Source organism: Nocardia acidivorans NBRC 108247 (assembly GCF_001625085.1).
GTDB classification, from domain to species: domain Bacteria; phylum Actinomycetota; class Actinomycetes; order Mycobacteriales; family Mycobacteriaceae; genus Nocardia; species Nocardia acidivorans.
Genome location: NZ_BDAW01000006.1, coordinates 16,705 through 42,354, shown reverse-complemented (window position 1 = coordinate 42,354; position 25,650 = coordinate 16,705). Strand labels below are relative to the sequence as shown.

At 67.2% G+C, this 25,650-nt stretch carries 28 protein-coding genes; 15 read left to right on the top strand and 13 right to left on the bottom strand.

Going from position 1 to position 25,650, the window contains the following annotated elements; translation table 11 throughout:
• Window positions 1-121: 121 nt before the first annotated feature.
• The 3 genes from NA10_RS01875 to NA10_RS01865 are packed head-to-tail and all read right to left on the bottom strand — an operon-like array spanning window position 122 to window position 2,798.
• Window positions 122-1,411, bottom strand: a complete 1,290-nt coding sequence (locus tag NA10_RS01875; protein WP_067562498.1) for an acyl-CoA dehydrogenase family protein — start codon at window positions 1,409-1,411, stop codon at window positions 122-124.
• Between the two features lie 2 nt (window positions 1,412-1,413).
• Window positions 1,414-2,055 carry a TetR/AcrR family transcriptional regulator gene (locus NA10_RS01870; protein WP_067562495.1) on the bottom strand — a complete coding sequence of 214 codons (642 nt, stop codon included), beginning with the start codon at window positions 2,053-2,055 and terminating at the stop codon, window positions 1,414-1,416.
• A complete protein-coding gene (locus NA10_RS01865) occupies window positions 2,052-2,798 on the bottom strand; it encodes an SDR family NAD(P)-dependent oxidoreductase (RefSeq protein WP_067562494.1) in 747 nt (248 codons plus the stop codon). The genes NA10_RS01870 and NA10_RS01865 overlap by 4 nt, the downstream gene beginning before the upstream one ends.
• A 197-nt stretch (window positions 2,799-2,995) precedes the next feature.
• Between NA10_RS01865 and NA10_RS01860 the strand changes: the two genes are divergently transcribed.
• A complete protein-coding gene (locus NA10_RS01860) occupies window positions 2,996-5,176 on the top strand; it encodes a malate synthase G (protein ID WP_067562491.1) in 2,181 nt (726 codons plus the stop codon).
• Window positions 5,177-5,265: 89 nt separating this feature from the next.
• Here NA10_RS01860 and NA10_RS01855 read toward each other — a convergent pair whose 3' ends face one another.
• On the bottom strand, window positions 5,266-6,558 hold the full coding sequence (locus NA10_RS01855; protein ID WP_067562490.1) for a lipase family alpha/beta hydrolase: 1,293 nt from the start codon (window positions 6,556-6,558) through the stop codon (window positions 5,266-5,268).
• Here NA10_RS01855 and NA10_RS39405 point away from each other — a divergent pair.
• Both NA10_RS39405 and NA10_RS01850 read left to right on the top strand, forming a co-directional pair.
• Window positions 6,461-6,955, top strand: a complete 495-nt coding sequence (locus NA10_RS39405; RefSeq protein ID WP_373862326.1) for a mycothiol transferase — start codon at window positions 6,461-6,463, stop codon at window positions 6,953-6,955. The two genes, NA10_RS01855 and NA10_RS39405, sit on opposite strands and share 98 nt — an antisense overlap.
• Window positions 6,956-7,021: 66 nt before the next feature.
• Window positions 7,022-7,606 carry a hypothetical protein gene (locus NA10_RS01850; protein ID WP_157555942.1) on the top strand — a complete coding sequence of 195 codons (585 nt, stop codon included), beginning with the start codon at window positions 7,022-7,024 and terminating at the stop codon, window positions 7,604-7,606.
• On the opposite strand, the gene NA10_RS01845 is transcribed toward NA10_RS01850, so the two are convergent.
• Genes NA10_RS01845 through NA10_RS01815 form a run of 7 tightly spaced genes read right to left on the bottom strand, consistent with a single transcriptional unit; the run spans window position 7,603 to window position 13,744 of the window.
• The gene (locus NA10_RS01845) at window positions 7,603-7,986 is read right to left on the bottom strand and encodes a zinc-binding dehydrogenase (protein ID WP_067562484.1); all 384 of its coding nucleotides are present in this window, start codon (window positions 7,984-7,986) and stop codon (window positions 7,603-7,605) included. The genes NA10_RS01850 and NA10_RS01845 overlap by 4 nt on opposite strands.
• The gene (locus NA10_RS01840) at window positions 7,955-8,179 is read right to left on the bottom strand and encodes a helix-turn-helix transcriptional regulator (RefSeq protein ID WP_067562481.1); all 225 of its coding nucleotides are present in this window, start codon (window positions 8,177-8,179) and stop codon (window positions 7,955-7,957) included. Before NA10_RS01840 ends, NA10_RS01845 begins: the two co-directional genes overlap by 32 nt.
• The gene (locus tag NA10_RS01835) at window positions 8,173-8,595 is read right to left on the bottom strand and encodes a hypothetical protein (protein WP_157555940.1); all 423 of its coding nucleotides are present in this window, start codon (window positions 8,593-8,595) and stop codon (window positions 8,173-8,175) included. The genes NA10_RS01840 and NA10_RS01835 overlap by 7 nt, the downstream gene beginning before the upstream one ends.
• Before the next feature lie 55 nt (window positions 8,596-8,650).
• On the bottom strand, window positions 8,651-9,919 hold the full coding sequence (locus tag NA10_RS01830; RefSeq protein WP_067562477.1) for a cytochrome P450: 1,269 nt from the start codon (window positions 9,917-9,919) through the stop codon (window positions 8,651-8,653).
• A complete protein-coding gene (locus NA10_RS01825) occupies window positions 9,901-11,292 on the bottom strand; it encodes an FAD-dependent oxidoreductase (RefSeq protein ID WP_067562474.1) in 1,392 nt (463 codons plus the stop codon). The genes NA10_RS01830 and NA10_RS01825 overlap by 19 nt, the downstream gene beginning before the upstream one ends.
• A complete protein-coding gene (locus NA10_RS01820; RefSeq protein WP_067562472.1) occupies window positions 11,289-12,509 on the bottom strand; it encodes a cytochrome P450 in 1,221 nt (406 codons plus the stop codon). Before NA10_RS01820 ends, NA10_RS01825 begins: the two co-directional genes overlap by 4 nt.
• On the bottom strand, window positions 12,506-13,744 hold the full coding sequence (locus NA10_RS01815; protein ID WP_067562469.1) for a cytochrome P450: 1,239 nt from the start codon (window positions 13,742-13,744) through the stop codon (window positions 12,506-12,508). The genes NA10_RS01820 and NA10_RS01815 overlap by 4 nt, the downstream gene beginning before the upstream one ends.
• Before the next feature lie 223 nt (window positions 13,745-13,967).
• On the opposite strand from NA10_RS01815, the gene NA10_RS01810 reads away from it, so the two are divergent.
• Genes NA10_RS01810 through NA10_RS01785 form a run of 6 tightly spaced genes read left to right on the top strand, consistent with a single transcriptional unit; the run spans window position 13,968 to window position 18,946 of the window.
• Window positions 13,968-15,626 carry an AMP-binding protein gene (locus NA10_RS01810; protein ID WP_067562468.1) on the top strand — a complete coding sequence of 553 codons (1,659 nt, stop codon included), beginning with the start codon at window positions 13,968-13,970 and terminating at the stop codon, window positions 15,624-15,626.
• Between the two features lie 37 nt (window positions 15,627-15,663).
• A complete protein-coding gene (locus NA10_RS01805; protein WP_067562465.1) occupies window positions 15,664-16,452 on the top strand; it encodes a ferritin-like domain-containing protein in 789 nt (262 codons plus the stop codon).
• Window positions 16,449-17,015, top strand: a complete 567-nt coding sequence (locus tag NA10_RS01800; RefSeq protein ID WP_067562462.1) for a PaaI family thioesterase — start codon at window positions 16,449-16,451, stop codon at window positions 17,013-17,015. The genes NA10_RS01805 and NA10_RS01800 overlap by 4 nt, the downstream gene beginning before the upstream one ends.
• Window positions 17,002-17,253 (top strand): acyl carrier protein, encoded by a 252-nt coding sequence (locus NA10_RS01795; RefSeq protein WP_067562461.1) that lies wholly within the window; start codon window positions 17,002-17,004, stop codon window positions 17,251-17,253. The genes NA10_RS01800 and NA10_RS01795 overlap by 14 nt, the downstream gene beginning before the upstream one ends.
• Complete coding sequence (locus tag NA10_RS01790; protein WP_067562458.1) at window positions 17,253-18,098, top strand: SAM-dependent methyltransferase; 846 nt, start codon at window positions 17,253-17,255, stop codon at window positions 18,096-18,098. The genes NA10_RS01795 and NA10_RS01790 overlap by 1 nt, the downstream gene beginning before the upstream one ends.
• The gene (locus tag NA10_RS01785; protein WP_245676953.1) at window positions 18,098-18,946 is read left to right on the top strand and encodes an acyl-ACP desaturase; all 849 of its coding nucleotides are present in this window, start codon (window positions 18,098-18,100) and stop codon (window positions 18,944-18,946) included. The genes NA10_RS01790 and NA10_RS01785 overlap by 1 nt, the downstream gene beginning before the upstream one ends.
• Window positions 18,947-19,007: 61 nt before the next feature.
• On the opposite strand, the gene NA10_RS01780 is transcribed toward NA10_RS01785, so the two are convergent.
• Complete coding sequence (locus tag NA10_RS01780; protein WP_067562457.1) at window positions 19,008-19,475, bottom strand: PaaI family thioesterase; 468 nt, start codon at window positions 19,473-19,475, stop codon at window positions 19,008-19,010.
• Window positions 19,476-19,628: 153 nt separating this feature from the next.
• On the opposite strand from NA10_RS01780, the gene NA10_RS01775 reads away from it, so the two are divergent.
• Window positions 19,629-20,852: a cytochrome P450 family protein gene (locus NA10_RS01775; RefSeq protein ID WP_067562455.1), complete on the top strand. Its 1,224-nt coding sequence runs from the start codon at window positions 19,629-19,631 to the stop codon at window positions 20,850-20,852.
• A gap of 250 nt (window positions 20,853-21,102) precedes the next feature.
• Window positions 21,103-21,972: an NAD-dependent epimerase/dehydratase family protein gene (locus NA10_RS01770; protein WP_067562453.1), complete on the top strand. Its 870-nt coding sequence runs from the start codon at window positions 21,103-21,105 to the stop codon at window positions 21,970-21,972.
• Between the two features lie 58 nt (window positions 21,973-22,030).
• On the opposite strand, the gene NA10_RS01765 is transcribed toward NA10_RS01770, so the two are convergent.
• Window positions 22,031-22,906 (bottom strand): LysR family transcriptional regulator, encoded by an 876-nt coding sequence (locus tag NA10_RS01765; protein ID WP_067562450.1) that lies wholly within the window; start codon window positions 22,904-22,906, stop codon window positions 22,031-22,033.
• Between the two features lie 166 nt (window positions 22,907-23,072).
• Here NA10_RS01765 and NA10_RS01760 point away from each other — a divergent pair, with 166 nt between their 5' ends.
• The 4 genes from NA10_RS01760 to NA10_RS01745 all read left to right on the top strand — a co-directional run bounded on the left by NA10_RS01760 (window position 23,073) and on the right by NA10_RS01745 (window position 25,647).
• Complete coding sequence (locus NA10_RS01760; RefSeq protein ID WP_067562449.1) at window positions 23,073-24,287, top strand: MFS transporter; 1,215 nt, start codon at window positions 23,073-23,075, stop codon at window positions 24,285-24,287.
• A gap of 76 nt (window positions 24,288-24,363) precedes the next feature.
• A complete protein-coding gene (locus NA10_RS39055; RefSeq protein ID WP_067562446.1) occupies window positions 24,364-24,795 on the top strand; it encodes a LysR family transcriptional regulator in 432 nt (143 codons plus the stop codon).
• Window positions 24,792-25,208: an AbrB/MazE/SpoVT family DNA-binding domain-containing protein gene (locus tag NA10_RS38410; protein ID WP_245676951.1), complete on the top strand. Its 417-nt coding sequence runs from the start codon at window positions 24,792-24,794 to the stop codon at window positions 25,206-25,208. The genes NA10_RS39055 and NA10_RS38410 overlap by 4 nt, the downstream gene beginning before the upstream one ends.
• Window positions 25,198-25,647 (top strand): type II toxin-antitoxin system VapC family toxin, encoded by a 450-nt coding sequence (locus NA10_RS01745; RefSeq protein ID WP_218021423.1) that lies wholly within the window; start codon window positions 25,198-25,200, stop codon window positions 25,645-25,647. The genes NA10_RS38410 and NA10_RS01745 overlap by 11 nt, the downstream gene beginning before the upstream one ends.
• Window positions 25,648-25,650: the final 3 nt, after the last annotated feature.

Sequence of the window (25,650 nt, the reverse complement as noted above, 5' to 3'; positions counted from 1 at the left end):
GACGGCCAGGCCCGGGGGTGGTCACTCCGCCGCTGATCCCGCCGGTAATCAGGAGTGCGGCCACCGCCGCACCGAGGTTCTTCGCAGCGTGAGCTCCCCCTCGTAGGTCAGAGGTCGTAGGTCAGAGATTGCCCACCGTATGTTCCAGCCGCCGGGCGACCAGCTCCCGCGCCTGCTCGCGCAGTGCGGGCCGGAAACCACTGGGGTACACCGGATCTCCGGGCAGGTAGGTCTTGAGGACCTCCTTGGCCAGAGTGATCTTGTGCACCTCGGTCGGGCCGTCGGCAATGGCCATGACCTGCGCGTAATTCATCATGTCCACGAACGGCAGATCGGTGCTGACCCCGATCGCCCCGTGCAGGTGCATGGCGCGCTGGGCGATATCGTGCATGACCTTGGGCATGGCCACCTTGATGGCGGCGATATCGTGCCGCACCTTGCGGTAATCCTGCTCCTTGTCGATGCGCCAGGCGGTGCGCAGCACCAGCAGCCGGAACTGCTCCATCTCGATCCAGGATTCGGCGATCTTCTCCTGCGTCATCTGCAGGCCGCCGAGCACGCCCTTGCGCATGGGCCGCGAGACCGCGCGCTCGCACATCATGTCGAAGGCCTTGCGCACCATGGCGACCGTGCGCATGGCGTGATGCACACGACCGCCGCCGAGCCGGGTCTGCGCGACGATGAAGCCCAGTCCCTCCGCGCCGAGCAGCGCATCGGCGGGCACGCGCACATCGGTGAAGCGCAGATGCCCTTCGTTCTCGCTGAAGCCGGGAACGGTGAAGTTGCGCACGATCTCCAGCCCCGGGGTGTCCGCGGGCACGATGAACATGGACAGGCGCTGATGCGGTTCGGCCTCGGGATCGGTGACGACCATGACGATATGGAAGCTGGCGAATTCGGCCGCCGAATTGAACCACTTCTCACCGTTGATGACCCACGAATCACCGTCGCGCACAGCGAGTGTCTTGAACGAGGTCGGGTCCGAGCCGCCGGTGGGCTCGGTCATGACGTAGCAGGACCCGATCTCGCCGTCGAGCAGCGGTTGCAGGTACTTCGCCTTCTGCTCGGGCGTCCCGAAGTGCGCGAGGATCTCGGCATTGCCGGAATCGGGTGCCTGACAACCGAATACCAGCGGAGCCCACTTCGAGGTGCCGATCACCTCGTTCAGCAGCGCCAGTTTCACCTGACCGAATCCGGGCCCGCCGAGCTCCGGTCCGAGGTGGCAGGCCCACAGCCCCTGCTCTTTCACCTTCTCCTGCAAGGGTTTCATGAGCGCCCGGATCTCCGGATTCTTGCGGTCGTACGGTTCCGGGTACAGCAGATCCAGCGGTTCCACCTCGGTGCGGACGAACTCCGCGACCCAGTCCAGTTTCCGCTGGTACTCCGGGTCGGTGTCGAAATCCCAAGCCATGGTCAGCCTTTCAGTGTGTTTCCGGCAGGTGTGGCAACACCGCCCAGAATGGTGGTGGTGAGAATGTCCGCGATCCGATCGGGGCTGTGCTCGCAGTCGGGGTGATACCAGGCGCTGACCATATTCAGCATGGCGACAACGCTATTGGTGACGATGTGATCGTTGGTGCGCAGGAGACCGGCGGCATGGCCCTCGTCGAATACCCGCTGCCAGCTCTGCTGGATACCGTCGCGCAGCGCCTGCAAGTCGAGTGCGCGTTCACCGGTCAGCGCCCCGGCATCGCGCAGGGCGATGGTGACCTCGTGCCGGTGTTCGAGAATCAGCCGCACATGACTGCGAATCAAGGCGCGCAGCTTGTGCATCGGCGCTTCCGAGCTCTCGGCGATGCGCGCGGCCGCGTCCAGCATCAACTGGGTGTAGTTGCGCCGGATCTGGAAGAGCAATTCCTCCTTGGATCCGATGTGGTAGTACAGCGCTCCGCGTTGGATTCCGGCCCGATCGCCGATCTCGCCGACGCTGGTGGCGTGAAACCCCTTCTCCGCGAACAACTCCAGGGCCGCGCGCACAATCCGCTCACGGGTCCGCACCGGATTCGACTCCGAGGCGGGTGGTCTGCCGCGCCGGCGCGCGGGCGTCTCGGTCATCGCCAGCCGCCGTCCACCTGGAGGGTCGCTCCGGTGCAGAAGGACGATGCGTCCGAGGCGAAGAACAGTGCCGCACCGACGATGTCGGCGGGCACACCGATGCGTCCGAGCGCATTGTGCTGCGCCAGATAGTCGCGCATCTCCCGCGGCCATGCCTTGGCGATATCGGTGTCGAACGCCCCGCAGCGAATGGTGTTGACCCGCACCGCCGGTCCGTAGGTCTGCGCGAGGCCCCCCGACAGCGCCTCGAGCCCGGCCTTGGCCGCGGCGTAGGGCACGGCCATCGGTTCCGGCCGGGCCGCCTCGATGGAGGAGATGTTGATGATCGATCCGCCGCCCGCCGCGGCCATCCGCGCCCCGATCAGGGCCGACAGCCGGAACGGGCCCTTGAGATTGGTGGCGATCACCTTGTCGAACATCGCCTCGGAGACCTGGTCAAGACTCGGGTACAGCAGGGACATGCCCGCGTTGTTGACGAGCACGTCGACCCGCCCGAATTCGGCGAACGCGGTCTCGGCGAGCGCCTCGCACCGCGCCCACTCCCCCACATTGCAGGCCACGGCCAAGGCCCGCCGCCCGTATTTCTCCCGCACCACGGTGGCGAGTGCGTCACATGATTCGAGCTTGCGACTGGCGATCACCACGTCGGCCCCGGCAGCGGCGAAGGCCAGCACCATCTCGCGGCCGAGCCCGCGACTGCCGCCGGTGACCACAACGACCTTGCCGGACAACGTGTTTCCCATATCTGACACCTGCGTCCACCGAATCGCTAAATGTTCCGCTCAGTACATTAAATGTACCGGCCGATACAATCAAGGCTCGCCCCGGGACCCGAAACACCGGTACCGCGAACCGGGCCGCCATACCCGCGAGTAACATGACGGGCGTACTTTTTTCCACACATCAACAGCCCCCCGGCTATCTCGAAACGAGGCAGTAGATGACAGAGCGGATTCAGGTCGGCGGACTCCAGGTCGCGCGCGTGCTCCACGATTTCGTGGAAAACGAGGCTCTTCCCGGTACCGGCGTAGACTCCGCCGCGTTCTGGTCGGGCGCCGAGGCCGTGATCAACGACCTCGCTCCCCGTAACCGTGCTCTGCTGGCAGAACGCGACGACATCCAGGCCAAGATCGACGAGTGGCACCGCGCCAACCCCGGCGCCGGCTACGACAAGGCTGCCTACAAGCAGTTCCTCACCGAGATCGGCTACCTGCGTCCCGAACCGGCCGATTTCCAGATCGGTACCGAGAACGTGGACGCCGAAATCGCCACCACCGCGGGCCCGCAGCTCGTGGTTCCGGTGATGAACGCGCGCTTCGCCATCAACGCGGCCAATGCCCGCTGGGGCTCGCTCTATGACGCGCTGTACGGCACCGACGCCATCTCCGAGGCAGATGGCGCGGAAAAGGGCAAGGGCTACAACAAGGTTCGCGGCGACAAGGTCATCGAGTGGGCCCGCAACTTCCTCGACGACGCGCTGCCGCTGATCACCGGATCGCACCTGGGCACCAGCAAGTACGCGATCGTGGACGGCGAACTCGAGGTCACCCTCGAGGACGGCACCACCATCGGCCTGGCCGACGGTGACGCGCTGGTCGGCTACCTCGGCACCCCCGAGGACCCCACCTCGCTGCTGTTCAAGCACAACGGCCTGCACATCGAGATCCAGTTCGATCGCGAATCCCCGGTCGGTTCCACCGACGACGCCGGTATCAAGGACGTCGTGCTGGAGTCCGCGATCACCACCATCATGGACTTCGAGGATTCGGTCGCGGCCGTGGACGCCGAGGACAAGGTGCTCGGCTACCACAACTGGCTGGGCCTGATGAAGGGCGATCTGTCCGAGCAGGTCGCCAAGGGCGGCAAGACCTTCACCCGCACCATGAACCCGGACCGGGTGTACACCGCGCTCGACGGCAGTGAACTTGTGCTGCACGGTCGTTCGCTGCTGTTCGTGCGCAATGTGGGTCATCTGATGACCTCGGACGCCATCTTGGACAAGGACGGCAACGAGGTGCCCGAGGGCATCCTCGACGGCCTGTTCACCTCGCTGATCGCCAAGCACGCGCTCAATGGCGACACCAAGCTCGAGAACACCCGCACCGGTTCGGTCTACATCGTGAAGCCGAAGATGCACGGTCCCGACGAGGTCGCCTTCACCAACGACCTGTTCGCGGCCGTCGAGGATGTCGTGGACGTCCCGCGCAACACCCTCAAGGTCGGCATCATGGACGAGGAGCGCCGCACCACGGTCAACCTCAAGGCGTCCATCAATGCCGCCAAGGACCGCGTGGTCTTCATCAACACCGGCTTCCTGGACCGCACCGGCGATGAGATCCACACCTCCATGGAGGCCGGGCCGATGGTCCGCAAGGCCGAGATGAAGGCCCAGCAGTGGATCAAGTCCTACGAGGACTGGAATGTCGACACCGGTATCGCCGCCGGCCTGCCCGGTAAGGCGCAGATCGGTAAGGGCATGTGGGCCATGCCCGACCTGATGGCCGACATGCTCGTTCAGAAGATCGGCCACCCCAAGGCCGGCGCGAACACCGCCTGGGTCCCCTCGCCCACCGCCGCCACCCTGCACGCAACCCACTACCACCTGGTGGACGTGTTCAAGCGGCAGGCCGAGATCGCCAAGGGCGGCCCCCGCGCCACCGTCGACGAGATCCTCGAGATCCCCCTGGCCCAGGACACCAACTGGACCGCCGAGGAGATCCAGCAGGAGTTGGACAACAATTCCCAGGGCATCCTCGGCTACGTGGTGCGCTGGATCGACCAGGGCGTCGGCTGCTCCAAGGTCCCCGACATCAAGGACGTCGGCCTCATGGAAGACCGTGCCACCCTGCGCATTTCGAGCCAGCTCATGACCAACTGGCTGCGCCACGGCATCGTCACCGAAAAGGATGTGCTCGCCAGCCTGGAGCGCATGGCCCCCGTCGTGGACCGCCAGAACGCCGGCGACTCCAACTACCACGCCATGTCCCCCGACTTCGACGCCTCCATCGCCTTCCAAGCGGCCAAGGAACTCGTGCTCGAAGGCACCAAGCAGCCCAACGGCTACACCGAGCCCATCCTGCACCGCCGTCGCCGTGAGGCGAAGGCACAGAAGTTCGGCTGAACCCAACTGAACGCTAGACCCCCGAAAAGTAGCTCCTAGCAGCTCTTTTCACCCCGAGGCCCCGCACCGGAAACATCCGGAGCGGGGCCTCATCCATGGTCTTCACGAGCGGTCAGGGGCGGGATGCGTCGTGCGGGCTCGTGTGCCGTCGCGACCACGGGCTTGTCGCCGAGCCAGGTCAGCAGGGCGCTGTAGACGGCCTCGTGGTTGAGCAGGCTGAAATGGTTCGCGCCCGGTAGGTGCAGGCCGTTGGCGTCGTCGAATCCGATGCGGCGGGCGCGGTTTCGGCCGGAGCCGCTGCTGGGCAGCACGAGACCGTCGCCGATGAGTCGGCCGAGCGGGTGTCGCGGGCTCCGGGTGATGGACGCGGTGACGAAATAGTGGTCGGCGCCGGGCAGGAGTGGGACCTCTTGAATCACCTTGCGGCGCAAGGTATCCGCGCCGAGATCCGACCAGTCCTGGTCCACCAGTGCACCCCGGCGCAGGTCGCGGATTCCGGCGCTGCGACGGCGTAGCAGGCGCGCGAACGGACGTGTCTCGGGCACCCGGTCCAAGACCCCGGTGACGCGGTGGACCAGCTGTTCCAGGGGTGCGCCCAGATGCGGGGATCCCAGGCATACGATCTGGCGGACTCGCCGTACCCAGTCCTGGCCTTCGGTATCGGCCGCATGGCACGCACCGCGGGCGATCAGGCCGCCCATCGAATGACAGACCAGGGCGATCTCCCGCGCCTCGACCGGCCAGTGCGCGACGAGATCACGCAGGAGCAGATCGAGTTGGCGGGCGTTCTCGGCGATGCGCAAGCCGCTGTTGTATCGCACCATGAGGGTGGTGCGGTCGAGATCGGAGTCGAGTCGCTCGGCGTAGCTGGGCCGTCCGCCGAGCCGCCAGGCATGCTCGGTTTCCACCAGCCCGTGCAGGAAGATCACGATCCGCGGGCGCGGATTCGTCACCACCGCACCGAGTTCACGCGCGTCGACGGGCTCCCCGTCGACGCGAAAACTCATGGGCGAGGCCAGAATCGGCCGCTCCCGCGCGAGGTTGTCGCCGATCAGCCCCTGTAGCGTCGCGATCAGCCCCGACCCGTACACGGTGCGTGAGGGGGTGGGCAGTCCGGGCAACTCCCCCGCGAGTTCGGCCACCGACCCGGCCACGACCGCGCCGCCACTGACCACTCGATACACCCCGGAGGTGATGACATCGTGCACCGATTTCACCGGCCGCGCGGCCGGGCCGATACCCCACGACACCGCCGCGAACACGTGATCGCTGACCGCCCGGTGCGTGGTCCCGATCCCGTCGATCGCACCGCCGAGTTCATCGCCCGCCAGGCGCGCGAGTGCCCGAATCTCGGCCCGCCGCTGCGGCATAGACTCCACCATTAATTCAGTGTACGACTGTGCACTGAATCCAGCGCGCCGACCGCCACCCGTCGGTACCGCGGTTCGATCCGATCCACATCCCGGTCCCGTCCGGAGTGAACCGCAGCGGCAGCACTCCCACCGGATAGTCGGCCTCCCTCGAAGACGGCGATGGGATGCGTTGTGCGCGTGGCGGATTCCCAGCGTGCGATCTGCACAGCGGCCGGGCGGTCCCGCGCTGAGCCTGCGCTGGGCACTTACGCACATGATCGAGGAGACCGCCCACCACGCGGGCGCCGCACCGGAACCTCCGGAGCGGGGCGGTCCACAAGGACTACATCCGCGATATCGCGACGTAACTCGCCCGGCAGCCGAGGACCGCTCGTCGACCGCCACGTCCACGGCGGGAATGGCGTGACCGATACTCGCCAACGCCGGATCGGCCGTATGTGCTCTGACGCCGGAATCGGGCAGGATGGGGTCGGTGAGTGTCTATCCCCCGGCTGCGCCGGAGCGCATTCCGCAGTTGTGGACGATCTCCATGGTGTCCGTTACCGCGTTGGTGGCGGGGTGCTGTCTGTGGGTGCTGTGGGAGTACGCCTCTCGCGGAGATCAACTGGGTGCGCTGCTGCTCGGCGGCTGGGCGCTGGTGATCACCGGTGGCATATGGCTCGCGGTGGCTGTCGCCGGAGTGAATGCCTATGGGGTGTGGCGGATTTCGGTGATCGCGCCGGTGGTGTTCGCACTCGCCGCGATGCTGCTCGTTACCGGGGTGCCGCAGCGCGTCGGTTGGATGTTGTCCCGGCCGAGTCTGGAGAGTGCCGCCGCGAGCTGTGCGGATTTCGAGGGGAGTCGACGGTTCGGGGTGTATCGGATCGACCGGGTGACCGCTATTCCGCAGGGGTGTTCGTTCAGTCTGGCGGGATCGGGGCTCGGGATCGACGGGTTCGCCTATGTGCCGAAGGGCGATCCGCCGCAGCCGCTTCCGAATGCGAGCGCCGGGAATCACTACCGGCATATCGAGGGGCCGTGGTACAGCTACGCGAACTTCCTGAACCTGGCCGCCTAACCGACGGTGCGGGCGATTTTGCCCTTGGGATGACCGGTGACCAGGTAGTCGATGGCCGCGGCCGCGTCCGGGAGGTCGAAGGTACGGTCGATACGAGGCGTCCAGGCTCCGATCGACGCCAATTCCGCTACATCCCTGAGCATTTCGGGCTTGGGGAGCGAGAGCAGCCCGGCGAGTCCGTGTTTGACGAAGGGGGAGGTCAGTTGGGCGCGGGCGGTGCGGCCCAGGCCGCCGAACCAGGGGCCGCCGCCTTCGCCGCCGCCGATGACCAGGGTGCCGGTGGGCGTGAGGAGGGCGCGGAGTTCGGTCAGCGGGTGGTGCCGTAGGCGTGCTGGGTGATGGCCTTCATCATGCTTCTTCTTCCGGGTATTCGAATACATCGTCCAGGGCGATGCCGAACACCCTGGCTATCTGGAATGCCATCTCCAAGGACGGCGAATATTTGCCCTGTTCAATGGCATTGACGGTTTGGCGGGTGACGCCGATCCGGTCGGCCAGGTCGGCCTGGGTCATCTCACCGTTCGAAAAGCGCAGGGCGCGAATACTGTTTCGCACACGAGTGGACTTCACCACGGCCAGTACCCCCGCCGGTAGGCGATGATCTCGGCACCCGCGCCGACCGCGGCCGAGAGCGTGAAGCCCAGGTAGAGGACATTGGCGATCCAGAAACGCTCGGCCTCGGCCATGGTGAGCACCAGCGCGCCGACCGCGCTCAGCACGACGAAGGCATTGCCGACCAGCGTCCCCATCCGATCGATCTCCCGATCGCGCTGATCCTTGCGGTCATCACGCCCGGCGATGGCGACGGCGATGGTCGCCACGATCGACACCAGAATCGATCCCCCGACCGCCCACAGCAGCGGCGCGATGTATCCCACCTGCGAAAGACCGTGGGGCCGCGCCCGCGTCAGCACCACGACCAGGTAGATCGTGTACGAGACGACGGGCGCGACCCCGAGGATCCAGGTGCGCTTCTCTTCGAACGGCATGCGTTCAGAGTAAAGAAAACCAGACTCGATGTAAAGAAATTTTTACATGACTGGATCAGGCGGGCGCGAAACCGACCCGCAGCGACTCCAGACCCCGGATGACGACGTTCGGCTTGAACGGCGGATCCTGCGAAAGCAGTTCCATCGCACCGACTTTGCGCAACAGCACTTCGAGCAGAATCTCCATCTCGAGCAGTGCCAGCGGCGCGCCGAGGCAGTAGTGGATGCCGAGGCTGAACCCGAGGTGCTTCTTGGCCGGGTTCATCGGATCGGAGTAGCGGGTGACATCGGCGCGCTCCGGATCCGGGAAGGCCGCCGGATCGTGATTGGCCGAATTGATCAGCACCACAACGCCTTCGCCCGGTGCGAAGTCGTGTCCGGCCACGGTGATCGGCCGGGTCGCGGCCCGGGTGGTGATCTGCACCGACGGCTCCAGCCGCAGCAGTTCATCGGGTGCGGCGGCGATGAGTTCGGGCCGCGCGCGCAGCAGGTCGAGCTGATCGGGATTGCGCAGCAGCCGCAGCATGCCCGTACCGATCAGATTCGCCGTGGTCTCATGTCCGGCGACGAAGGTGGTGATGCAGGTGGCGAGCAGTTCCTGCTCGGTCAGCACATCACCGCGATCCTCGACCAGCGACAGCACGCTGAGCAGATCATCGGTCGGAGCGGCGCGGCGCTCGTTGAGCAGTTCCCGGAAGTACCCCATGAATCCGCGCGAGGCCGCGCTGCGCGCCTTGAGCGATTCCTCGGGCAGGGTGTAATCGTGGTCGAAGCCGCGCGCCAGATCCTGCGACCACCGGTGCACCTGCCCGTACGCCTCCTTCGGCACGCCGATGAGCTCGCACGCGATAATGAGCGGCAGCGGGTAGGCGATCAGCTCCACCAGATCGAATTCCCCTGCCGCCAAGGCGGTGTCGACGAGCTGTTCGGTGAGCTCCTCGATGCGCGGGCGCAGCCGGGTGACCATGCGCGGTGTGAAGCCCTTGGTGACCAGATTGCGCAGCCGGGTGTGGTCCGGCGGCTCCATCCACAGGAACGAGGTGGGCAATTCCTCGGCCGCGTTCTCCGGTGAGACGGTCGGATGCATCATCCCGGCCTCTTCGGCGTGGCTCCACGCGGTCGTGGAGAGCACCGCGGCACAGTCCTCGTACCGGGTGAGCAGATGATGTCCGAGCGGGGTGAGGTGGATCGGCCCGGCCTCGCGCAGCACGCGCGCGGGGGTGTAGGGATCGGCACGGCCGTCGGGGCCGAAGAGCTGTGCCATTGCCGTGACAATGGCCGGATCCTGGTCGGCGACAGCGGTGTTCACGTGTGGTGCGGCCATACGCTTGCTCCTGATTGCGCGGGGGTGGTGCTCTCGGCGGCGGCGCTGCCGCGGGGCGGTCGGGACGATGCGGTGCTGTTGCCGCGCAACAGAATCCGCGCGGCGATGAGCGGATGCGCCAGTACGGCGGGCGGTTCGACCAGATGTGCGACGCGCATGAAGCTCCGCGCCACCACCGGATCGCGCTGGGCGGCCCGATGCGTCTGTGCCACATAGCGATTGGTGAGCCGGGTGCGCAGATCGCGTGTTCCGGTCACGCCCGGATTGCTCAGATCCGAGGTGGCTGTCAGTCGCCAGGCGGCGCTCACCGGCTCAGCGCAGGCGGTATGGAATCGCACGGCCAACTCATCGGGCATACCGCCCGCGTATAGGCATTCCCGCAGCGCCATGGCCTGAAGGGCCGCGACCGTCATCCCCTGCGCGTACAGCGGATTGAACGCGCACAGCGCGTCCCCGACCACCAGCAGCCCGGCGGGCATCGCGGTCAGCCGATCGAAGCGCCGTCGCACCGAGGACCGAAAGCGGTAGGGCACCGGATCATCCACGGGTTCGGAGTCGGTGATGATGTCGTGGATATCGGGAGCCGAGAGCGTGGCGGCGTACTCGCGGAATTCGGCGGGATCGGTGGGCGGATGATCCCCGAGCATGCCCGCGAGGGTGACGAGCCACCGATCGCCTTCGATCCGCACCGCTCCCCCGCCGCGCCCGTTCGCTCCGGTCGAGATGATCACCGAGGCATCCCCGCCCAGCTGCCCCGCCCGATGCCCGAACAGTCGCGTGGCGTAGCCCAGATCCACCTCGAGCCGCTCGGATTCGGGTACCGGTGCGCCGATATCGCTGAGCCAGTACTCGATTCGCGAACCGCGCCCGGTGGCATCCACCACCAGATCCGCGGCGAAGGTCTCGGCGGCACCGTCCAGGGTCACCCCCGTCACCCGATCGGCGCCGCCGACCAGCCCGTGCACGGTAATTCCCTCGCGCACAGCGATATTCGCGATCATTCGGGTGCGCTCGCGCAGCACGTCCTCGAGCAGCGGGCGGCTCGCGATCACCGAGGTGAGCCCCGTCGGTGTCGCCGCCAAGCGCGCACCGCCCACGTACCAGCGGGTGTTCACCAGCACCTCGGCGGCGGTCGCGCCCCGGCGCAGCAGTTCCCCGGTGCACCCGGGGAAGAGCTCCTCGAAGACCGCGCGCCCGCTGTCCAGCAGTCCGTGCAGATGCCGCCCCTGCGGAACCCCGCGCCGCACCCGCGCCCCGTCCGCCCGATCCCGTTCCAGGATCGTCACGCGCGCAAAGGATTCCGACAGCACCCGGGCGATCAGCAGACCTGCGATCCCCGCGCCGAGGACCACCGCGTGCCGCCCGGTCCTCACAGTGTCACCGGCAGATTCAACACGCCCCGGTGGATCAGACTGGGCCGGTACGCGAGGTCCTCGGTCGCCAGGCGCAGCTCCGGTGCGCGCTCGAGCAGCGTCCGCACCGCGGCCTCGGCCTCGAGTCGCGCCAGCGGCGCGCCCACACAGTAGTGGATGCCGAGACTGAACCCGAGATGCTTTCGCGCGCCGCGGTTTCCGGCGTACCGGGTGATATCGAAGGCGTCGGCGTCCGGGAAGACCCGGTCATCGCGGCTCGCCGACGCGGTGAGCACCACCACCCCGTCCCCGCGCCGGAATTCGCGGCCGCCGACGACGGTATCGGCGAGCGCGACGCGAATGGTGAACTGGGTGGGCGCGTCATAGCGCAGCATCTCGTCCAGGGCGGACCCGATCAGCTCCGGCCGCTCGCGCAGCAGCGCCAGCTGTTCGGGATGCCGCAGCAGTGCGAGCATGCCATTGCCGATGAGATTGATGGAGGTCTCCATCCCGGCCACCAGGAGCAGCAGCGCCATCCCGATCACCTCGGGCTCGGTCAACATATCGCCCTCGACGCTGGCGGTCACCAGTTCACCGAGCAGATCCGTGGTGGGAGTGTGCTTCTTGCGGGCGATCAACTCGGCGAAGTACCCCATACATCCCAGGGCGGCCGTACCGCGCGCGGCCACATCGGCCTCGCCGAGCAGCGAGTCCGGATCGCTGCCGCGCGCGATGGCCAACTGCCACTCGCGGAATCGCGACCCGTCGGCCGGATCCGCACCGAGCAGTCGCACCGGAATCATGGCCACGGCCAGCGGTACCGCGAGATCGTCGATAATATCGAGTTCACCACGCCGCACGGCCTTGTCGACCAGCTCGTCGACCACCCGGCCCGCGACCGGCGCGAGTTCGCCGACCATGCGCGGGGTGAACGCCTTGGCCACCAGCTTGCGATAGCGGGCGTGCTCGGGCGGATCCATGCGCACGAACGAGCCCGGAATGGCCGCGCCGCTGTCCCGGAAGGGGCTGATCCCGGCGGAGTACCCGTGTCCCCAGTCCGCGCCGGTGAGCACCGCCGCGCATTCCTCGTACCGGGTGACGAGGGTGACCGGCACATCGCCGAAGGCGTACGGGAACAACGCCGCGGCATCGCGCACGCGCCGGTAGGCGGGGTAGGGATCGGCGCGTTCGCTCGGTTCGAAGGCGTCGAAGGTGATCTCGGGAACCGCGGTACTCATTTGCCCTCCACACGGACGCGAAGTTCGGACATCCCGCGCACCACCACATTGGGCCGGTACGGGGGTTCCTCCAGCAGGGTCAGGTTGTCGACGCGAAGCGCGAAGGCGCGCAGCACTTCTCGCATCTCCAGGCGGGCCAGTGGCGCGCCCAGGCAGTAGTGCAGGCCGAGTCCGAAGGACAGGTGCCGTTCGGTGCGGCGACCCGGCCCGTAGCGGCCGATATCGAAGGCGGCGGGTTCGGGGAAGGCCGCCGGATCGCGATTGGCCGAGCCGAGCAGCACGATCACGGCGTCCCCGGGGGTGAATGTCCTTCCGGCGACCATGATCTCGGCGCGGGCGGTACGGGTGGTCAGGTGCACGGGCGGGTCGTAGCGCAGCACCTCGTCCACCGCCGCGCCGGCCAGGTCGGGATCCGCGCGCAGCCGCGCGAACTCACCGGGATCGCGGATCAGCGCCAGTGCGCCGTTGCCGATGAGGTTCACCGAGGTCTCGTGTCCGGCGACCACCAGAATGAGCAGGGTCCCGATCAGTTCGGTGTGCGTGAGCCGCACCCCGGCCTCCTCGGCCTGCACCAGTGCGGTGATGAGGTCCGCGCGCGGGGTACGGCGGCGCTGTTCGACCAGATCGCCGAAGAATTCGGTGAATTCGTGCACCGCCGCGGTGCGCGCGGCCAGCTCCTGCGGGCTGAGCAGCAGATCCGGATCCAGTCCGCGCGCGATACCCGCCGACATGTGCCGGACCTGTTCATGCGCCCGCGCGGGGACGCCCAGCAGCTCGCAGATGAGGGTGAGCGGCACCGGATACGCCAGCGCCTCGAGCAGATCCACCTCCCCCGCGGCGAGGACCCGATCGAGCAGTTCGCCCACCAATTGTTCGGCGCGATCCCGCAATCCGGTGATGGTGCGGGCGGTGAACGCCTTGCCCACCAGCCCGCGCAGGCGGGTGTGGTCCGGCGGCTCCATCCACAGGAAGGAGCCGGGCAGTTCGACATCGCTGTCCCCGTGCAGTAGTTCGGGTTCCTCGGCGTGGCTCCAGCGCGGGTCCAGCAGGATCGCCTGGGCTTCGGCGTGCCGGGTGACGAGTTGGGTCTCGTGCGGTCCGGGGACGAACGGTCCGGCATCGCGCAGCGTCTGATAGCTGTCATAGGGATTGTGGCGCATATGCGGGGCGATGCTCTCCACGACCGCCAGCTGCACCGGGGTCACTTGCGCCACCGCGGCCTGGTCCGAACTCACCGGCAACTCCTGAAAGAATTGGGCTGCGAATTTCGCCGAAACAATTTCGGGTTCATCCTGGACCGCACCGCGCCGGGACCGTCCGGCAATCGCCGGAAGCTATCGCCCGATCACCGTATCTCTTTATCGTCCAACGCAATTGGCTGATCGAGAGTGCTTATCAGCGCGCGGGTTTCATAATCCGTTCAGCGCTCGGACACAATTCGCTGTTGTCGTGACGGTCATGAATTCCTCGGATTCGCTCGGCACCCTGCCCAGCAGGCTCGCCGACATTGCCGCCGCACATCCGCGGGTATCGGCGACTTTCTGGTCGACGGCGGAGAATATCGAGTACGCCGAACTGCAACGGGCCGCCGAGAGCGCGGCGGCGACACTGCTGGCCCGGGGTGTGCGGCGCGGGGAACCGGTCGGCATCCTGTGCCCCAATGCCCCCGAGTTCATGGTGAGCTTCTTCGCCATCGCCGCGGCCGGTGCGGCGGCGACCCCGCTGCCGCTGCCCGCCGGGATTCGCCGGGCCGCCGGATATCCGCAGCAGTTGGCCGCCATCACCGCCGCCGCAGGTATGCGTACGGTGCTGGTCTCGCCCGCCTTCGCCGAACTGGTACCGCTGCTGGCGGGCGTGGATGTCGAATTCGTGGATACCGCAACACTTTCCGGTCCCTCCGCCGAGGGTCCGCTCCCGGCCCACGCCGTCCCCGGTCCCGAGGATCTGGCCGTGGTGCAGTTCACCTCGGGCAGCACCGCCACCCCCAAGGGCGTGCGCCTGACCCACCGTCAGGTGCTGAGCGGACTCGCCGCGATCCGCGAGGGCATCGCCCTGGACCTGAACGATCAGGGCGGCTTCTGGCTGCCGCTGTTCCACGATATGGGCCTGTTCGGCACGCTCTCGGCCATTCTGCGCGGCATTCCGGCGCATGTGTGGTCACCGCTGGCGTTCGTCAAGGATCCGGCGCGCTGGCTGCGCGAATTCGCCGCCAGCGGCAGCACCATCACCGCCATGCCGAACTTCGGCTACGAGGCGCTGCTGGCGGCGGTGCCGCCCGAACAGGTCGCCGAATACGATCTGAGCCGGTGGCGCATAGCTTTCAATGGGGCGGAACCGATTTCGCACGCGGTGGTGAGCGCGTTCACCGAGCGGTTCGCGCCGGCGGGGTTCGCGCCGAGCACCATGTTCGGGGTGTACGGCATGGCCGAGGCCACCCTCGCCGTGGCCTTCCCGCCGCTGGGCCGCGGCCCGGTCTTCGAATGGGTCGATCGGGCCGGACTCGCGGATGACTTTCTCGCACAGCCGGTTTCCGCCGACACACCGGGTGCGCGCGCCGTCGCCGGGGTGGGAGCGGCGGTCCGGGGGCTCCGGCTCCGCATCGTCGATCCCGAGACCGCGGCCCCGCTGCCGGACGGGCGGGTCGGTGAGATCCTCATCCGGGGCGCGTCGGTCACCGACGGCTATCTGGCGGTCGATCCGGCCACGGTCGCGGACCGTTTCATCGACGGCTGGCTGCGCACCGGCGATCTCGGATATCTGCGCGACGGTGAGCTTTTCGTCACCGGCCGCTGTAAGGACATGATCACCGTGCGCGGGGTCAATCACTACGCCCAGGATGTGGAGGCCGCGGTCGGCGGCGTCGAGGGCATCTACAAGGGCCGCTGCACCGCGGCCGTGGATCCCGAGGGCGCCGATGTCATCGCCCTCATCGCCGAGACCGAGTTGACCGGCGCCGAGGCCGCCGCCCTCGCCGAAACCATCCGCGGGCAGGTGGCCGCCGAACTCGGCCTGGCCGCCGTCGAGGTCCATCTCGTCGCACCGCGCAGTATCCCCCGCACCTCCAGCGGCAAGCTCCAGCGGCTCGCCGCCCGCGACCTCATCGCCCAGCGGCACTGAAGCCCAACGGAATTCACCCCCTCGAACGGAGTCCCGCGTGCACAGCTATGACGTCTTCCGCCACTACGAACGCCTGCACTGGAAACTGAGCGACCTCGACTTCGACACCATCGACCGCGCTCTGGTGCGGCCGGAGTACATCACCCTGGCCAAGAGTTCGGCCATGGGCGAATCCAATGTGATCGCCGCCGTCCACGGATTCCTCGCCGAATTCGTGGACGATTACGACTTCTCCACCTTCGCGGTGGTGTGGGGCTATCAGGAAGTGCAGCACCACTACGCTTTTCGCAGCTGGCTGCGCGCCATCGGCGAGGATGTGCAGGACCGGGCGGTGGACGCCATGCGCGAACCGTACGCGCCCGGCAGTACGCCGTCCGCGACGCTGGCCACCAATATCATCTCCGAGCTCACGGTCAATCACATCTATCGCGCGGTCTCGGCGTGGGTGCGGGAGCCAGTACTGAAGGCGTTGCTGCTCAACGCGAGTCGCGATGAGGCCGGGCACGCCCGGGAGTTCATCCACTACGCCACCGAGCGGTTGCGCAAGCGCCCCGAGGAATTGCCGTCGGTCCTCGAGACCCTGTACGTGTACAGCTCCGAGGCCAAGATCAAGCATCCGGTCAGCACCTTCAAGGCCGGGATCGCCGAGCTGGGCGATCACGAGACCATCGACACCGGTTTCGATCTGTTCCTGGAGCAGGTCGCGTCCGAGGGTGAACTCGAGGTGCTGCACGACAAGGTGCGACGCACGTTCGCACAGCTGACCGGGCTCGATGTGTCGAGCAATGCCAAGGTGCGCCGCGCGCTGGCGGACGCGATCGCATGACGGTGGAACACACTGTGCGGCAGCTGGATCCGCCGGTCGTCGCGGTGCCGTGGTCGGTCATACCCGACTACCACTGCTTCGGCTGCTCCCCGCACAACGCCTCCGGACTGCGGCTGAGCTTCACCCCGCACCCAGACGGCCTCCAGGCCCGGTTCCGCCTCGATCGCCGCTTCGAGTCCTATCCGGGCGTGGTGCACGGCGGCCTCACCGGGGTCGTCTGCGATGAGGTGATGGGCAATCTCATCGTGCTGGCCCGGCATGTGCCCGCCTTCACCGTCTCCCAGCGCACCCGATTCCTCACCCCGCTGCTCATCGACCGCGAATACCGCTGTGTGGCAACGCTGACCGGCGACGGCGGCGAGGACCCGATTCGCGCGGCCGCGGACATCCTGGACGCCGACGGCGCGGTCTGCGCCTCCTCGTCCGCGACCTATCAACCGTTCACGCTCGCGGACGCGCGTCACCAGCTCTCCCTCGGCGACGACGAGGTCGCACTGCTCTCCCACGCCCTCACCACGGCTGATGCCCTGCCCCCGAATGGAGTTCGCCATGTCCACCACTGAGATTCTGCGCACCGTCACCGAGATCGCCGTCGCCGAGATCGGGCTGCCGGAGTCGGTCCTGCTGCCCGACGCCGATCTGCGCGGTATGGCCGGGGTGGATTCGGTGCGCGTGCTGCGCATGATCGCCCGGATCGAGCGCCGCTACGATATCGAGCTCGACGATCAGGACGTCTTCGGCACCTCCACCCTGGCCGAGGTGGCCGCCGTGGTGGACAAGATGTTGCGCGAGGCCGCCTGATGTCGGGCGCCGGCGCGGTCACCGCCGATACCAATCAGCATTACGATCTCGATCCCGATATCTTCGGCCAGTTCCTGGACCCGCTGCGCAAGTACAGCTCCGGGCTGTACGAATCCGATACCGACACACTGGAATCGGCGCAGCGCAACAAACTGCGGTTCGTGGCCGGGCGGCTCGGGCTCACCGGTGGGGAACGCCTCCTGGACATCGGCTGCGGCTGGGGTTCACTCATTCTGTTCATGGCGCAGGAGTACGGCTGCGACACCCTCGGGGTGAGCCCCGCGCCGCGTCAGCACGAGTACATCGCCGAACAGGCCGAGGTGCGCGGGGTGGCGGCGCGGGTGCGGACCCGGGTCGGGCATTTCGAGGAGCTGGACTTGGCCGCCGGCAGTATGGACGCGGTCACCATGCTCGGCTCCATCGTGCACATGCCGGATCTGGATGAGGTGTTCCGGCGGGCGCGCGCGGTGCTGCGCCGCAACGGCACCCTCTACGTCTCGGAGAGCTGCTTCCGGAATGCGGCCGCGCGCAAGGCTTTCGACGAACGGGCGGGCACCGAGTTCGTGCGCTCGGACATCTTCGGCTGGGGTGATCTACGGCCGCTGTCGGATCTGGTCACCGCCGCCGAGAACGCCGGTTTCTCGATCATCGCCGTGGACGATCTCACCGATCAGTACCGGCGCACCATCGAGGACTGGATCGGCAATGTGGATGCCGCCGCCGACCGGATCGACGCGCACCAGCCCGGATTGGCCGCCAAACTGCGGCACTATCTGGAGGTCGCCAATGCCGGATGGGGTTACACCACCAAGCATTACGCGCTCACCTGCCGGAAGGCGCGGTAATGGCGATGACCTTCGAATCCGCGCTGCTACCCGTCCCGGAGCTGGTCACGGCGGTGGACGGTTTCCTGGCGGCCTCGCCCGCCGCCCGCTCCTGGGATGTGGAGACCGCGTTCGACTGGCGCGCCGCCGATGCCGGGCGACTGTCCGAGGGACAGCGCTCGGCGGTGCAGTTCGTCACGTACATCGAAGATCACCTGCCCGGGTACTTCGAGGTGTACCAGCGCAGTTTCCCGGTGGACGACAGCGTGGACCTGGCGACCTTCACGCATAATCGCGAGCTGTACCACTTCACCGTGCGCTGGGCGCTGGAGGAGGACACCCATTCCCGGGCGCTGACGCGCTATCAGGAAGCCTCCGGGATGAGCGATCGCGATGTACTGCGCGATGAGCTGGCGGTGGAGGGGCGCAAGCCTTTCGAATTGACCTACACCCATCCGGTGCAGTTCTTCGCCTACGCGCTGGTGCAGGAGAAGGCCACCCAGATGTACTACCACCAGTTGCGCGATGTGGTGGACGATCCGGTGCTCGGGGCGGTGCTTACCCGGTTGTCCCGCGATGAGGCACGGCATTTCAGCTTCATGGCCGATGTGGTGAGCCGATACCTGCGGGTCCAGGGCGATGCCGCGGTGGAGCCCATTCGCGAGGTGATCGCGGGATTCCGGATGCCGCTGGCGGATACGCTGCGCGGGTACTGGCGGTGGGCGCTGCGCATCGCCGATGTGGCCGATTACGACCACACCGCCGCCTACGACCATTTGATCAAGGTGATCGATCGCGCGGTGGACGCGCGCACCGATCGGGTGGATGAACTGGCCGAGTTCGTCGCCCACTGCCGCAGCTTGACCTGAGCACACCAAAAGGGCCCCGCCACCGAGGAATTCGGTGGCGGGGCCCTTTTCGGCGTTCGCGCTACCGGTCGCCGCCCAGCACCAGAATGGTGGTGGAGCCGTGCGCGATCAGCTTGCCCGCGGCATCGGTGATCCGGCCTTCGGCGGTGGCGGTGCGGCGGCCCACATGCACCGCGGTGGCCTCGCAGGTGAGACGGGAGCCGTCCAGCGTCACCGAGCGGATGAAATTCACCTTGAGCTCGAGCGTCGTATACGCCACGCCGTCACCGAGTTTGGTGAACACGGCGCTGCCCATGGCGGTGTCCATGAGGGTGGCGATCACACCGCCGTGCACGGTGAACATGGCATTGATGGTGGCCGCGTTCGGATCCAGGTAATAGCGCGTGTAGCCGTCGCCCGCGCTCTCCAGGCGAATGCCGAGCGACGCGCCGACGCCGAGATTCTCATCGAGTCCACGCTGGAATACCTCGGTGAGTTCGCCGACGCGCTTGGCGGATGTGTCCTGTACATGGTTGTCGATGGTGGTCATGAATTCTTCCTCCCTGCCGAACGATGCTCCTCATTCGAGCAGTCGGCAGTGAATTCCGGTTCCCCGCAAGGTATTCCATTCCAATATCCGATCGCCTGATCGAGACCGGCGCACCGGACCGCCGCGCGACCGCCGGATCGATAGCGTCGCGCCATGGTGGATTCCGAAACAACGGACCGGATCGAGACCCTCGGCGCGGACTTCTTCGCCGATCCGCACGCGCACTATCGACGCTGGCGCGAATACGGCCCTGTGCGGCGGGTGCGCTTCCCCGACGGGGTGATTCGCTGGATCATCCTCGGCTACGCCGAAGGCCGTGCGGCGCTGGCGGATCCGCGCCTACACAAGGACATCGCGCGGATCGACGCCCTGGTGAGCGCCAAACGATCCACTCCCCCGACGGATCCGCGGCAACTTGCGCTGGTCACCCACATGCTCAATATCGACCCACCCGAGCACACCCGGCTGCGCAAACTGGTCGGCAAGGCGTTCACCGCGCACCGGGTCGCCGGTCTGCGCCCGCGCATCGAGGAGATCACCACCGCCCTGCTGGACGCCGTCGAGGGCCGCGAGGACGTGGATCTGCTGCGCGAATTCGCCGTCCCCCTGCCGATTACGGTCATCTGTGAACTGCTGGGCGTACCGCTCACCGAACGCGAGGAATTCCAGCAGTGGACGCGAGACCTGGTCGGGGTGGTGGGCCTCGAGGCCGAACGCACCCGCGCCGCGCTGGCCATGGCCACCTATCTGACCCGCCTGGTGCGCGCCAAACAGGCCGCGCCACAGGATGATCTGCTCTCCGGCCTGATCGCCGTGGGCGCGGACGGCGACGCCCTCACCGAGGCCGAACTGGTGGCCATGTCCTTTCTGCTCCTGGTCGCGGGCTACGAGACCACCGTCAACCTCATCGCCAACGGCACCCTGGCCCTGCTGCGCGATCCGGCGCGACTGGCCGCGCTCCGCGCCGATCCTGCCGCCATCCCGGACGCGGTGGAGGAGTTCCTGCGCTACGACGGCCCCGTCAATCTCTCCACCGTCCGCTATACCGCCGAACCGATCACGGTGGCAGACACCGACATCCCCGCCGGAGAACTCGTCTATGTGTCCCTGGCCGCCGCCAATCGCGATCCGGGCCGTTATCCGAACCCCGACTCCCTCGACCCCACCCGCACCCCCGCACCCCACCTGGCCTTCGGCCACGGCATCCACTTCTGCCTGGGCGCGCCCCTGGCCCGCCTGGAAGCCCGGATCGCCTTTTCCGCACTCCTGCAACGCTTCCCGGACCTGCACCTGTCCCCCGCCGCCACCATCGAATGGCAGTCCAGCACCCTCATCCGCGGCCTGCTCGACCTCCCCGTCCGGCTGCGATCGAGCTAGGCACGCGGACGGCGAAAGCCCCGCTCGGATGAGGAACCGAGCGGGCCGTGTCCCCCCGGCGAATTCGCCGGGGGGACACACCTACTTCGCAGCCGGGGAGGGCGATGCGGCCAAGCCCCATCGACCCGGGCGCAAGCAACCAACCGGAAGCCATGACTAGCGGAAGACTGCCGCAAGTAATACGGTACGGGGGTACTGTACGGGTTGCTGAGCAGCCCTGACGGTTTCCGCTACCAGGAGGAGATTTTCCATGCGAGTACTACTCATCGGCGCGAGCGGGTACGTGGGTTCCGCTGTCGCCGAACATCTCTCGTCTCTCGGACATACGATCGTGGCGCTCGAGCGTCCCGGGACCGACGACGGCGCGAGTGCGTACGAGACCCGCACGGGAGATCTGGCCGACCCCGCTTCGCTGACCGCCGCAGTCGGCCCCGACATCGACGCCGTCATCAACCTGGCCACCCCCAGCGGCGATGCGGCCGTCGACGCCGCCGCGGTTGCCGCGGTCACTGATCCGCTGCGCGGCACGGGCAAGTCGTTCGTCTACACCAGTGGGGTCTGGGTGCTCGGCGCGACCGGCGGTGCCGACGAAACGACGCCCACCAACCCGATCCCCATCGTCGGGTACCGTCCCCACATCGAACGCCAAGTCCTCGCGCTGGCCGACGCGGGCGTCCGCGCGGCAGTCATCCGCCCCGGCATCGTCTACGGCCGGGGCGGCGGAATCCCCGCTCTGCTAGTTGATCTGGCGCGCAAGCACGAAGCTCCCGTGATCGTCGCCGACTCCTCGGCCGTGTGGCCCATGGTCCACATCGACGACCTGGCAGACCTTTTCGCCAAGGTCGTCGATGCGGCCCCGGCGGGTTCGGTCTGGCATGGCATCACTCAGCCCGCCGTCCCGGTCGCCGACCTGGCCATGGCCGCGGGCCGGGCGGCCGGTGTCTCCGGCGACACCAAGGTCTGGCCGCTAGATCAAGCCCGAGCCGAACTGGGCGCGTCCTTCGCCGACGCCCTGGCACTGAGCCAGACCGTCACCGGCCACGCCGGAATCGACCAGCTGAACTGGGAACCCAAGGGCCCCAACGCCATAGCGGACCTGACCACCGGTTCCTATCGCTGATCAGCGCGCACCGCGGGAACGAGCCCGTCATATCGCCTGACGGGCTCACCCCCGGCCGCTACGAAGAGCCACTCAGATCGTTGATCACTGTCGCGAGTGCGCACACCGGCTCGCTCTCGGTGCGCCACACCAGCGCGTAGGGCAGCAGTGGCATATCGGTGATGGGTATCCACCGGACGTGTGTCACCGCCCAGTGGTGCAGCACATGAGCGGGGAAGGGGTGGATGATATCGCCGTTGCCGACCCAGTTGATCAGGTCGTCGGGGCTGGTGGTGGGTTTGCCACGGGGGATCGGGCGGCCGCTGGGGGTGATGAAGGGCAGGTAGGTTTCCTCCCACTCCCGGGGCGCGTCCGGAGCAAAGGTGTGCGGGTAGTCGGCGAGATCTTCGACCGACACCGAGTCACGGTCCGCCAGCGGATGGTCGTGACTGACCGCCAGCACCCGGGTATCGCGGAACAGGACGGGTCCGAGGGTCAGGTCGTCGCCGACCGGGGGCCAGACCACGATCGCGTCGTACTGACCGCTGCGGAGCATACCGAAAGGGTCGACAAAGGGCAGCCGGTGCAGCCGCAGCTCCCACTGCGGGTGCCGCCGCCGGAACTCATCCCAATAGCGGTGCAGCCCTTCATAATTGAACGGCAGCAGCGCGATGCGCAACACTGCCGGCTGACCCTGAGCGGCAAGTTTTGCCCGCCGCACGCTGTCTTTGAGCCCCTGATAGAGCGGGCGCAGATCGTCGCGCAGCTGCTCACCGACCGGCGTCAGCCGCACCACCCGATTGGTCCGTTCGAACAGCAGCGCGCCGATCTGCCGCTCCTGCTTCTTGATTGCCTGGGTGATGCGCGCCGGGGTGACATTGAGCAGCTCGGCGGTCCGCCCGAAATGCAGCTCCTCGGACAGCGTCAGGAAGATCTCGATATCGCGTAACTCCACGAAGTCCCTGTCTCGTTAACTCCGCGGTTAATGCGGCATTGCTTTCTTGATCGTTGTTCGGCGGTTGCCGGCCGCTCATTCTAGGACCCGAGCCCGATGCACACCCCGCCACCGAGGTCTCGATCCCGGTGACCGGAAGGTCCCGGCCCGATCAAGGAGTTTCCGCATGACGACCATATCCGATTCGCCGACAACGGAGCCCGTTGCCGAACAGGTGCCGCTGCGCCGTTGGTTCGGCGTCGCGGCTGTAGCCCTGGGCACCTTCGCAGTAGTGACCTCCGAGCAGTTGCCGGTGGGCTTGCTCACCTCGGTCAGCGATGCGCTCGCGGTGTCCGAGGGCACCGCCGCGCTGATGGTGACCGTGCCGGGGTTGGTTGCCTCGGCGACCGCGCCGCTGCTGCCGGTGGCGATCGGCCGCCTGGACCGCCGCACCGTGCTGATCGGCCTGATCACCCTCATGGTCGCCGCCAACCTGCTGTCGGCCTTCGCGCCGAACTTCACCTTGCTGCTGGTCTCACGATTCATGGTCGGCATTGCCATCGGCGGTTTCTGGGCATTGGCCGCGGGCATCGCGGTGCGCATGGTGCCGGAGAAGTTCGTGCCGCGAGCGACAGCCATCGCGTTCGGCGGGGCCACGGCGGCCAATGTCCTCGGCATCCCGGCCGGCACCCTCATCGGCGAACTGACCGACTGGCGCATCGCATTCGGGGTACTCGGCGGTCTAGGGCTGGTGGTGGTCGTGGCGCTGCTCGCTCTGCTGCCGCACGTGCCCGCTACGCAGGCCGTGCACGTGCGCACTCTCGGTCGGCAATTCCGCAATCCGGTGGTGCGAGGCGGCGTGTTGGTCACCTTCCTACTGGTCAGCGGGCATTTCGCCGCCTTTACCTTCGTGAGCCCGATCCTGCAGAACCTGGCCGGGCTGGACAAGGCGGCGGTCGGTCCGGCCCTGTTGGCCTTTGGTATCGCCGGGATCGTCGGCAACTTCCTGACCGGCGCCATGGCCACCCGCGATGTCCGTGCGACGCTCATCACCATCAGTGCCGCGCTGGCGGTGGTCCTGGTCCTCCTCGCTCTCGCGGGGGGCGCCCCGGTGATCGCGCTGGGCCTGTTGCCGGTGTGGGGCTTGGCCTTCGGCGGCATCCCCGTCGGCGTGCAGACCTGGATCCTGCGTGCCCACCCGGAGTCCATGGAGGCAGCCACCGCGCTGAACACCGCGATGTTCAACCTCGCCATCGCACTGGGCGCGCTGTGCGGCGGGCTCGTCACCGACAATCTCACCCTGTCCGCAGTGCTCTGGTTCGGCGCGGCACTGAGTGCGCTTGCCTGCCTTGCGATCTGGTCGACCCGCGGATCCAAGTCCGCGGCTACCGCGGAAGCCTGACGCCGTGGCAAGTTCAGACGCATGGGACCACGACGTGTGGCGTGTCGACCGCCGGCCCCGATCTGCCCTGCCCGAGTTGAACGTTCGACTGCTCGAGTCCTTCCACACGGTGGCGCAGGAAGGCAACATCACCCGGGCGGCAACCCGGCTGCGCCTCACCCAGCAGACCCTCTCCGCTCAGATCAAGCAACTCGAACGGGCGCTGGGCGCGGTCCTGCTGGTCCGGGATTCGCGTGGAGTGCGACTCACCGCGGCCGGTGAGATCCTCACCGAAGGCGCGGGCGCGATGCTGGCCGGCCTCGCGGAGCTGTCACAGCGGGTGAATCACGCTGCGGAACAACCGATCAACCGGCTTCGGGTGGTGTTCTGCCCGCCCAACAATCGCGTAGTCCGCATCACCGACGCACCGCCCATCGAGGCGGCCGTGGTCTGGACCTCGCAGGCGCCGCAACCACTGACAACCCTGCTGATTCGCGCGATACGCGCTGCCGTGGAGGTGAACGAATGACCTGGCGTTCCAAAGCCTGTGACGTCGGCGTACCCGCCGGGGTGGCCGACCGTCTCACCGATGATGTCGCGCAGCGACGCGAACCGCCACGCGTCGTTGTCGGCCAGTTCCGAATGCGCTGCCTTCGGGCGCCTGCTCAGATAGTATTACGTGTCTTGTGTATTACGTATGAAATGGAGTCTGTGATGCGGCTCAACAGCAAGGGGCAGGTCACCATTCCCGCGGAACTGCGCCGGAAGTTCGCGCTGGAAGAGGGGGATGAGGTCGAGGTGATCGAAGATGGCAATACGCTGCGGATCGTGCGTCGTGAAGGGGCGCGGCGCCGGGGGAAACGTCTTACCGGGCACATGCGCGGGCGCGCGACCACGTCGATGAGCACGGACGAGTTGATGGAACTGTTCCGTGGCGAGTAGCGAAGGACTGCGCGCGGCCTCGGAATATCCTGTCACGCTGGTGGATTCGTGTGTCCTGCTCGACGTTCTCACCGATGACCCGAAGTGGGCGGACTGGTCGGACGATGCGCTGGCCGAGGCTCGTGACCTTGGTGCGACCGTCATCAATCCGATCATCTACGCCGAGGTCGCTGGGGGCTTCGACACCATCGAGGGATTGGACGAGGCTCTTCCGGAGTCGGAGTTGGAGCGTATGGATCTGCCGTATGCGGCTGGGTTCGTGGCGAGCAAGGCATTCGTCGCGTATCGACGTCGTGGCGGTGAGAATCGAAGCCCGCTACCGGATTTCTATATCGGTGCGCATGCCGCTGTCGCGGGCTATCGACTGCTGACCCGCGATGCGGCGCGCTTCCGGACTTACTTCCCGAATCTCGAGCTGATCGCCCCTGATCGGCCATAGCCG

Excerpts from the sequence above, each read along its gene's own strand:
- NA10_RS01760 (WP_067562449.1), top strand. The coding sequence starts at position 23,073 with ATGACGACCATATCCGATTCGCCGACAACGGAGCCCGTTGCCGAACAG.
- NA10_RS01780 (WP_067562457.1), bottom strand. The coding sequence starts at position 19,475 with ATGACCACCATCGACAACCATGTACAGGACACATCCGCCAAGCGCGTC.
- NA10_RS01800 (WP_067562462.1), top strand. The coding sequence starts at position 16,449 with ATGACGGTGGAACACACTGTGCGGCAGCTGGATCCGCCGGTCGTCGCG.
- NA10_RS01810 (WP_067562468.1), top strand. The coding sequence starts at position 13,968 with ATGAATTCCTCGGATTCGCTCGGCACCCTGCCCAGCAGGCTCGCCGAC.
- NA10_RS01775 (WP_067562455.1), top strand. The coding sequence starts at position 19,629 with ATGGTGGATTCCGAAACAACGGACCGGATCGAGACCCTCGGCGCGGAC.
- NA10_RS01845 (WP_067562484.1), bottom strand. The coding sequence starts at position 7,986 with ATGTATTCGAATACCCGGAAGAAGAAGCATGATGAAGGCCATCACCCA.
- NA10_RS01835 (WP_157555940.1), bottom strand. The coding sequence starts at position 8,595 with ATGCCGTTCGAAGAGAAGCGCACCTGGATCCTCGGGGTCGCGCCCGTC.
- NA10_RS01820 (WP_067562472.1), bottom strand. The coding sequence starts at position 12,509 with ATGAGTACCGCGGTTCCCGAGATCACCTTCGACGCCTTCGAACCGAGC.
- NA10_RS01795 (WP_067562461.1), top strand. The coding sequence starts at position 17,002 with ATGTCCACCACTGAGATTCTGCGCACCGTCACCGAGATCGCCGTCGCC.
- NA10_RS01770 (WP_067562453.1), top strand. The coding sequence starts at position 21,103 with ATGCGAGTACTACTCATCGGCGCGAGCGGGTACGTGGGTTCCGCTGTC.
- NA10_RS01830 (WP_067562477.1), bottom strand. The coding sequence starts at position 9,919 with ATGGCCGCACCACACGTGAACACCGCTGTCGCCGACCAGGATCCGGCC.
- NA10_RS01865 (WP_067562494.1), bottom strand. The coding sequence starts at position 2,798 with ATGGGAAACACGTTGTCCGGCAAGGTCGTTGTGGTCACCGGCGGCAGT.
- NA10_RS01790 (WP_067562458.1), top strand. The coding sequence starts at position 17,253 with ATGTCGGGCGCCGGCGCGGTCACCGCCGATACCAATCAGCATTACGAT.
- NA10_RS01860 (WP_067562491.1), top strand. The coding sequence starts at position 2,996 with ATGACAGAGCGGATTCAGGTCGGCGGACTCCAGGTCGCGCGCGTGCTC.
- NA10_RS01875 (WP_067562498.1), bottom strand. The coding sequence starts at position 1,411 with ATGGCTTGGGATTTCGACACCGACCCGGAGTACCAGCGGAAACTGGAC.
- NA10_RS01870 (WP_067562495.1), bottom strand. The coding sequence starts at position 2,055 with ATGACCGAGACGCCCGCGCGCCGGCGCGGCAGACCACCCGCCTCGGAG.
- NA10_RS38410 (WP_245676951.1), top strand. The coding sequence starts at position 24,792 with ATGACCTGGCGTTCCAAAGCCTGTGACGTCGGCGTACCCGCCGGGGTG.
- NA10_RS01785 (WP_245676953.1), top strand. The coding sequence starts at position 18,098 with ATGGCGATGACCTTCGAATCCGCGCTGCTACCCGTCCCGGAGCTGGTC.
- NA10_RS01855 (WP_067562490.1), bottom strand. The coding sequence starts at position 6,558 with ATGGTGGAGTCTATGCCGCAGCGGCGGGCCGAGATTCGGGCACTCGCG.